This window comes from Hypericibacter sp. (genome assembly GCF_050729195.1).
Classification (GTDB): Bacteria; Pseudomonadota; Alphaproteobacteria; order Dongiales; family Dongiaceae; genus Hypericibacter.
In genome coordinates this window covers 1-6,186 of the sequence record NZ_JBOHKS010000176.1, presented here as the reverse complement: position 1 = coordinate 6,186, position 6,186 = coordinate 1, and the positions used below count along the sequence as shown (strand labels likewise).

The 6,186-nt window shown below is 66.1% G+C and carries 5 protein-coding genes and 1 pseudogene; 4 read left to right on the top strand and 2 right to left on the bottom strand.

The window, feature by feature from the left end; all coding sequences use genetic code 11:
* Together ACREE8_RS13850 and ACREE8_RS13845 are read right to left on the bottom strand one after the other, a co-directional pair.
* On the bottom strand, window positions 1-548 hold a 548-nt coding region (locus tag ACREE8_RS13850; RefSeq protein WP_431573594.1), incomplete at its 3' end, for a hypothetical protein.
* Window positions 549-606: 58 nt separating this feature from the next.
* Entirely contained in the window at window positions 607-1,419 is an 813-nt protein-coding gene (locus ACREE8_RS13845; protein ID WP_431573593.1) for a CPBP family intramembrane glutamic endopeptidase, read from the bottom strand.
* A 200-nt stretch (window positions 1,420-1,619) separates the two neighbouring features.
* On the opposite strand from ACREE8_RS13845, the gene ACREE8_RS13840 reads away from it, so the two are divergent.
* The 4 genes and pseudogenes from ACREE8_RS13840 to ACREE8_RS13825 all read left to right on the top strand — a co-directional run bounded on the left by ACREE8_RS13840 (window position 1,620) and on the right by ACREE8_RS13825 (window position 6,017).
* Window positions 1,620-2,987 (top strand): ABC1 kinase family protein, encoded by a 1,368-nt coding sequence (locus ACREE8_RS13840; RefSeq protein WP_431573592.1) that lies wholly within the window; start codon window positions 1,620-1,622, stop codon window positions 2,985-2,987.
* Window positions 2,988-3,122: 135 nt separating this feature from the next.
* Window positions 3,123-4,271: a Re/Si-specific NAD(P)(+) transhydrogenase subunit alpha gene (locus ACREE8_RS13835; protein WP_431573591.1), complete on the top strand. Its 1,149-nt coding sequence runs from the start codon at window positions 3,123-3,125 to the stop codon at window positions 4,269-4,271.
* A 53-nt stretch (window positions 4,272-4,324) separates the two neighbouring features.
* Window positions 4,325-4,600, top strand: a pseudogene (locus ACREE8_RS13830) (NAD(P) transhydrogenase subunit alpha); the annotation flags it as partial.
* A gap of 22 nt (window positions 4,601-4,622) precedes the next feature.
* Entirely contained in the window at window positions 4,623-6,017 is a 1,395-nt protein-coding gene (locus tag ACREE8_RS13825) for an NAD(P)(+) transhydrogenase (Re/Si-specific) subunit beta (RefSeq protein WP_431573590.1), read from the top strand.
* The last annotated feature ends 169 nt before the right edge of the window (window positions 6,018-6,186 follow it).

The window sequence follows — 6,186 nt, the reverse complement described above, 5'->3', positions numbered from 1 at the left end:
CGATAGAGCAGGCCCCGGAACAGGATCTCCTCGCCGAACGCCGTGATCGGCCCGACGGCGAGCGCGACCGCGATCGCCCAGCCCAGCGATTGGCTCATCGGAAAGAAGCCGTCGGCCATGTCCTGTTGCAATTGGCCGGTGGGATCGAGCCAACGGGAGACGATGCCGTCGGCCCAGTTGAAGGCCACGAACAGGATCACGGCCGCCAGCAGCCAGGGCCAGCGGACCCGGCCCAAACCGAATGAGCCGGCATCAAGCCCGCGACGCCGCGCCAGCCGCCAGCCGCTTCCGGCGAGAATCACGCCGGCGGTGGCGATGGCCGCGACGAGGGCCAGCTGGGTGGCCTCCCCTTCCGGGAGAGACCACGAGTCCCGGAAGGCGGAAAGCAGGCCCGTGCTTTTCATCACCAGGATCACGACCACGCCGGTCGCGAGCTGGCTCAGGACGAAGATGCCGGCAATCCAGAGGATGTCGTAGCGGCGCAGGGTGCGCTCCGGAACCGGCAGCGAGGGCGCGGTCGTCGGAACATCGGGTGTGGGGCTGGTCATTGGGCAATCCGGACTGGCCGCGCGTGGCAGCCTGGGGCGATTCGAGGCCCGTAGCTTATCAGCCGCCACTCGGATTGTAGGCGCCGATCACGAACAGGCTGTTATTGACGAAATGGACCAGGATCGACGGCCAGAGCGAGCCGCTGGCCTCGAACAGGAAAGCTGCGATCACACCGAACATCGTCAGGCCAAACGCCATCCCGGCGCCCAACCAGCCACCGGGAGAGATCAGGGAACCATGCAGGAGCCCGAAAACGACGGAGCTCACCAGGATCGCGAGCCAGACCGGCAGCCTTTCGCGAAACCAGCGATAAAGCATGCCGCGATAGAGCAGCTCCTCGGCGACGGCGGTCGCGGGCGCCACGACGACCCAGAGCGCGATGATCCAGGCCAGCGAATCGGGGCGCACCAGTAACTGCTCGCGAAGCTTGCCCGCAATGGCGTGGTCCGGGTCCAGGAAATGGGTGATGAGGAAATCGTAGCCGAACAGGACGGCCAGCACGGCAAGGCCGATCGCGTACCACCACCATCGCGCCCGGCGGAGGCCCAGCGCCGAACGGCCGAATCCTCGCAGCTGCGCCAGTCCCCAAACGCCCAGTGGCAACACGGCCGTGGCATAGACGGCGCCCACGAAGATGACGGTCTGCAGCAGGTCCTTGTTGGCGGCGACGGCGGCCTGATCGACCTTGCCCTGCGTGACGGCCAGCACGATGCCGTAAATGCCCCCAGCGACGGCGGCCCCGAAGAATGCGAAGGCGAAGCTGGCAATGATCGTGGCCGCGATGACGACCAGATCGAATCCTGTCAACCGGCGAAGAGCGCCCGGCGCGATGGGGGAGGGCTGGGCCAGCGGCATGGCAATGTCGGTCATGGAGATGAGCGAGAGTTGGGATCGAGAGGATCGCAGCTTCGCATAGGGTGGCGACAACCTCAAGATGCAACGGGGTCGGTTGCTTCGCCTTTGCCGCTCGTTGTAGGGATCAAGAGTCGCAGCGATGGCCCGAGACAAGATGCTCGCGAACTTGTCACAATCCTCCGCCGCTCCCTCAAGGATATGATCCCGCGCAAGCCATGGCCGAACGCAAAACCAAGAGCGCCGAACGCAATCGCCTGACGGGACGCGTGCGCCGCTATGCCAAGGTCGGCACGGCGGTCGGGGGTGCCGCGGCGCGGCTCGCGGGCGAACGGTTCCTGGGCCTGCCGCTCGACCGCGCGCGCCACGCCTCCGACCTCAAGACCGCGCTGGGGGGGCTGAAAGGCCCCCTCATGAAGGTGGCGCAGCTGCTCTCGACCATTCCCGACGCGCTGCCCGACGAGTATGCGGTCGAGCTCGCGGGGCTGCAGTCGAACGCGCCCTCGATGGGCTGGAACTTCGTCAAGCGCCGCATGGCGGCCGAGCTCGGCCCCGACTGGCAGGCGCGCTTCAAGAGCTTCGAGCCCGAAGCGGCTGCCGCGGCCTCGCTGGGCCAGGTGCATCGCGCCGTCTCGAAGGAGGGGCGGCTGCTGGCCTGCAAGCTGCAATATCCCGACATGCCGAGCGCCGTCGAAGCCGATATCGGCCAGCTGAAGCTGATCCTGGCGCTCTATGGCCGATACGACCGCGCGATCGATTCCGGCAACATCCACGCCGAGATCGCGGCGCGGCTTCGCGAGGAGCTCGACTATCGCCGCGAGGCCAAGCATATGCTGCTCTATGGCGCGATGTTGGGCAGCGAGAAGAACGTGCATGTGCCGGTGCCGCTGCCCTCGCTCTCGACCGGCCGGTTGTTGACCATGAGCTGGCTCGAGGGCCGGCCGCTCAAGACCTTCCTCGCCGACAAGCCCGACATCGCGCTGCGCAACAAGGTGGCGCTCGCCATGTTCCAGGCCTGGTATGCGCCCTTCTATGGCTATGGCGTCATCCATGGCGACCCGCATCTCGGCAACTACACGGTCCGCGACGATGGCAGCGTCAATCTGCTCGATTTCGGCTGCATCCGGATCTTCCCGCCGAAATTCGTCGCCGGCGTGATCGATCTCTATCGCGCGCTCGAGACCGGCAACCGCAACCTCGCGGTCGCGGCCTATGAGAATTGGGGCTTCGAGGGGCTGACACCCGAGATCATCGACGTCCTCAATCGCTGGGCTGCCTTCGTCTATGGCCCGCTGCTCGAGGATCGCAGCCGGCTGATCCAGGAGACGGGTGCCGGCAGCTACGGCCGCGAGGTGGCGCAGGAGGTCCATGCCGAGCTGCGCCGGCTGGGACCGGTCAAGCCACCGCGCGAATTCCTGCTGATGGATCGCGCCGCCGTCGGGCTGGGCTCGGTCTTCCTCCATCTCAAGGCCGAGGTGAATTGGCACCGGCTGTTCCATGGGCTGATCGAGGATTTCGACGTGAAGACCCTGGGCAAGCGACAGGCCAAGGCGCTCAAGGCGGCCGGCCTCGACGCTTCCGAGTAACCCCCACCAGTATCAGGCCAATTCCCCGTCTGTGTCGGTCTGGGCCGCTTGTGAATCGCGCCCGCCTTGGGCATTGTTGTCGCCCAATGCAGGGGGCCCCGATCTCAAACGGGGCAGCGAGCGGGACAGGGTTTCATGAAGATTGGCGTAGCCAAGGAGCGTCGCCCTCACGAGGCGCGCGTGGCGGTGTCGCCCGACACCGTGAAGAAATATATCGGCCTCGGCGCCAGCGTCGTGATCGAGACCGGCGCCGGCGGCGGCGCCAACATCCCCGACGAGGCCTATAAGGCGGCCGGCGCCGAGATCGCGCCCGACGAGGCCTCGGCGCTGAAGGATGCCGACCTGGTGCTGAAGGTGCAGCGGCCCATGACGGCCGCCGAAGGCGGTCCCGACGAGCTCGCGCTGATGAAATCGGGCGCGGTGCTGGTGGGCATCCTCAGCCCTCACGGCGCCAAGGATCAGGTGCAGCAATATGCGGCCAAGGGCGTCGTCAGCTTCGCGATGGAGATGATGCCGCGCATCACCCGCGCCCAGGTGATGGACGTGCTCTCCTCGCAGTCGAACCTCGCGGGCTACAAGGCGGTGGTCGATGCGGCGGCCGAGTTCGGCCGCGCCTTTCCAATGATGATGACGGCGGCCGGAACCATCGCGCCGGCACGCGTGCTGGTGATGGGCGCCGGCGTGGCGGGGCTCCAGGCGATCGCGACCGCGCGGCGCCTCGGCGCCATCGTGTCCGCGACCGACGTGCGTCCCGCCGCCAAGGAGCAGGTGGAAAGCCTGGGCGCCAGCTTCGTCGCGGTGATGGACGAGGAATTCAAGCAGGCCGAGACCGCCGGCGGCTATGCCAAGGAAATGAGCGACGCCTACAAGCAGAAGCAGGCGGCGCTGACGGCCGAGACCATCAAGAAGCAGGACATCGTCATCACCACCGCGCTCATCCCCGGCCGCAAGGCGCCGGTGCTGGTGAGCGAGGAGATGGTCAAGACCATGAAGCCCGGCTCCGTGATCGTCGATCTGGCGGTCGAGCAGGGCGGCAATTGCCCCATTTCCGAGCCGGGCAAGGTCGTCGTCAAGCATGGCGTCACGCTCGTCGGGCATCTCAACGTGCCCTCGCGCCTCGCGGCCGACGCCAGCTCGCTCTATGCCCGCAATCTCCTGGCCTTCGTCTCCCTCATGATCGACAAGGAGAGCAAGGGCCTGAAGATCAACTGGGACGACGAGATCATCAAAGGCACCGGCCTGACCCGCGACGGCAAGGTCGTGCATCCGGCATTGGCGGGCTGAGGGAGACCGACATGGAAGACACGCTCGCAACCCACGCTCACGCGCCCTTCGTCCAGCTCTTCACCGTCTTCGTGCTGGCCTGCTTCGTCGGCTATTACGTGGTCTGGCGGGTGACGCCGGCGCTGCATTCGCCGCTCATGGCCGTCACCAACGCGATCTCGAGCGTCATCATCGTCGGCGCGCTGATCGCGGCCGGCCCTGCGCATTTCAATCTCTCGCAGGTGATGGGCTTTGTCGCGGTGGCGCTGGCCTCGGTCAACATCTTCGGCGGGTTCATCGTGACCAATCGGATGTTGTCCATGTTCAAGAAAAAAGAGCCGAAGAAATAAGCTTGGGCGCGGGAGCGATATTGTGACGGAAGAACTTTCGGCCTACGCCTATCTCGCCGCCGCCATCTGCTTCATCATGGCGCTGCGCGGCCTGTCGAGCCCCGTGACCTCGCGCGGCGGCAATCTCTTCGGCATGGTCGGCATGGCGATCGCCATCGGCACCACGCTGGCGGCCCCCAATGTGGTCTCCTATCCGATCATCGCCGCGGCGATCCTGGTGGGCGGCGCCATCGGCACCGTGATCGCGCTGCGCATCCAGATGACGGCCCTGCCGCAACTGGTGGCGGCCTTCCACAGCCTGGTCGGCCTGGCGGCGGTCTGCGTCGCGGTCGCGGCCTTCTTCTCGCCGGAGGAGTTCGGCATCGGTGCGGTCGGCGCCATCAAGGGCCAGAGCCTGGTCGAGATGGGGCTGGGTGTCGCCATCGGCGCCGTCACCTTCACCGGCTCGATCGTGGCCTTTGCCAAGCTGCAGGCGCTGCTCTCGGGCGCGCCCCTGGTTTTCAAAGGCCAGCATTTCCTCAACGCCGCCATCGGCATCGCCATCGTGGCCCTCATCGTGGCGCTGGTGATCACCCAGGATCCGATCGTGTTCTGGGTGCTGATCGCGCTGTCGCTGCTGGTGGGCTTCCTGCTGATCCTGCCGATCGGCGGCGCCGACATGCCCGTCGTCGTGTCGATGCTCAACTCCTATTCGGGCTGGGCCGCCTGCGGCATCGGCTTCACGCTCGGTAACAGCCTCCTGATCGTGACGGGCGCCCTCGTCGGCTCGTCGGGCGCCATCCTCAGCTACATCATGTGCAAGGGGATGAACCGCTCGATCTTCAACGTGATCCTGGGCGGCTTCGGCACGGATTCCGGCGGCGCGGCCGCGGGCGGGCCCAAGGCCGCCGACCGGCCGGTCAAATCGGGCTCGGCCGACGATGCCGCCTTCATCCTGAAGAATGCGGGCTCGGTGATCATCGTGCCGGGCTACGGCATGGCGGTCGCCCAGGCGCAGCATGCCTTGCGCGAGATGGCCGACATCCTGAAGAAGGAGGGCGTCAAGATCTCCTACGCCATCCATCCGGTGGCGGGCCGCATGCCGGGCCATATGAACGTGCTGCTCGCGGAAGCCAACGTGCCCTATGACGAGGTGTTCGAGCTCGAGGACATCAATTCCGAATTCGCCCAGGCCGACGTCGCCTTCGTGATCGGCGCCAACGACGTCACCAACCCGGCGGCCGAGGACGACAGGACTTCGCCGATCTACGGCATGCCGGTGCTGCAGGTATGGAAGGCCGGCACCGTGATGTTCATCAAGCGCTCGCTGGCGTCAGGCTATGCCGGCATCGACAATCCGCTGTTCTACCGCGACAACACCATGATGCTGCTCGGCGATGCCAAGAAGATGACGGAGAACATCGTCAAGGCGATGTGATATGCTTGCGGGAATGATGGCCGTCCTGAAGTGGCTGATCATTCTCGCATTGCTGGGCTATCTCTGCGGCCTCGCCGTGCTGTTTTTCGCGCAGCGGTCGTTCCTGTTTCCAATCCCGCAAACATTGCGCACCGCGCCGGAAGCGGCTGGCTTTCCGCAAGCTGAAGAG

Excerpts from the sequence above, each read along its gene's own strand:
- ACREE8_RS13845 (WP_431573593.1), bottom strand. The coding sequence starts at position 1,419 with ATGACCGACATTGCCATGCCGCTGGCCCAGCCCTCCCCCATCGCGCCG.
- ACREE8_RS13840 (WP_431573592.1), top strand. The coding sequence starts at position 1,620 with ATGGCCGAACGCAAAACCAAGAGCGCCGAACGCAATCGCCTGACGGGA.
- ACREE8_RS13835 (WP_431573591.1), top strand. The coding sequence starts at position 3,123 with ATGAAGATTGGCGTAGCCAAGGAGCGTCGCCCTCACGAGGCGCGCGTG.